Origin of the sequence: Roseateles sp., assembly GCF_031397715.1 — a bacterium.
GTDB lineage: Bacteria > Pseudomonadota > Gammaproteobacteria > Burkholderiales > Burkholderiaceae_C > Paucibacter_A.
The window spans coordinates 1-1,314 of sequence record NZ_JANNMI010000213.1; the positions used below are offsets into that span (position 1 = coordinate 1).

The 1,314-nt window shown below is 59.4% G+C and carries 1 protein-coding gene and 1 pseudogene; both read left to right on the forward strand.

The features are described 5' to 3' along the window. The coding region (locus RMO57_RS09310; protein ID WP_310385972.1) for an FAD-binding protein at positions 1–1,152 on the forward strand (1,152 nt) is incomplete at its 5' end. A 22-nt stretch (positions 1,153–1,174) separates the two neighbouring features. After that, positions 1,175–1,314, forward strand: a pseudogene (sdhB, locus tag RMO57_RS09315) (succinate dehydrogenase iron-sulfur subunit); the annotation flags it as partial.

Consider the following 1,314-nt stretch of genomic DNA (forward strand, 5'->3'; position numbering starts at 1 on the left):
TCCACCAACGCCTTCATCAACACCGGTGATGGCCTGGGCATGGCTGCACGCGCGGGCATTCCGCTGGAAGACATGGAGTTCTGGCAGTTTCACCCCACCGGCGTGGCGGGCGCGGGCGTGTTGCTGACCGAAGGCTGCCGCGGTGAAGGCGCAATTTTGCGCAATAGCAATGGCGAGCGTTTCATGGAGCGCTATGCGCCGACCTTGAAGGACCTGGCACCGCGTGACTTTGTCTCGCGATGCATGGACCAAGAAATCAAGGAAGGGCGTGGCTGTGGTCCGAACAAGGATTACATCGAACTCGACATGACCCACCTGGGTGCCGACACCATCATGAAGCGCCTGCCCTCGGTGTTCGAGATTGGCCACAACTTCGCCAACGTCGACATCACCAAGGAATCCATTCCCGTCGTGCCGACCATCCATTACCAGATGGGCGGCATCCCGACCAATATTTATGGTCAGGTTGTGGCGCCCAAGGATGGCAATCCGAATTCGGTGGTGAACGGTCTGTACGCTGTCGGCGAATGCGCTTGCGTCAGCGTGCACGGTGCCAATCGCCTGGGCACCAACTCCTTGCTTGACCTGTTGGTGTTCGGCCGCGCGGCCGGTAACCACATCGTCGAATCGGGCCTCAAGAGCAAGACGCACAAGCCGCTACCACTCGATGCGGGTGCCGATTCGGTCGCTCGCGTGGCTAGATTGGATGACAGCACCAGCGGCGAATACGCGCAGGACGTGGCCAATGATTTGCGCAACGCGATGCAGCTGTATGCCGGCGTGTTCCGCACTCAAGCGACGCTGGACGAAGGCGTGAGCAAGATCATTGAGATCGCCGAGCGTGCCAAGTCCATCACCTTGAAGGACAAGTCCAAGGTCTTCAACACCGCCCGCATCGAAGCGCTGGAGGTTGAGAACCTGATGGAAGCGGCCAAGGCCACCATGGTCTCGGCTGCAGCTCGCCACGAAAGCCGGGGTGCTCACACCGTCGACGACTACGCGGACTCGCCCGAGTTCCCGAACGGCCGCAACGACGCCGAATGGATGAAGCACACGCTCTGGTATTCGGAAGGCAACCGCCTGGACTACAAGCCGGTGAACCTGAAGCCGCTGACGGTGGAATCGATTCCGCCCAAAGTGCGTACCTTCTGATTCGATCCAAGGAAAAAATAAAATGACCAAGCGTACTTTCCAAATCTACCGTTACGACCCGGACAAGGATGCCAAGCCCTATATGCAGACCCTTGAGGTCGAGCTGGACGGCAGCGAGCGCATGTTGCTCGACGCGCTGGGCAAGTTGAAGGCTCAGGATCC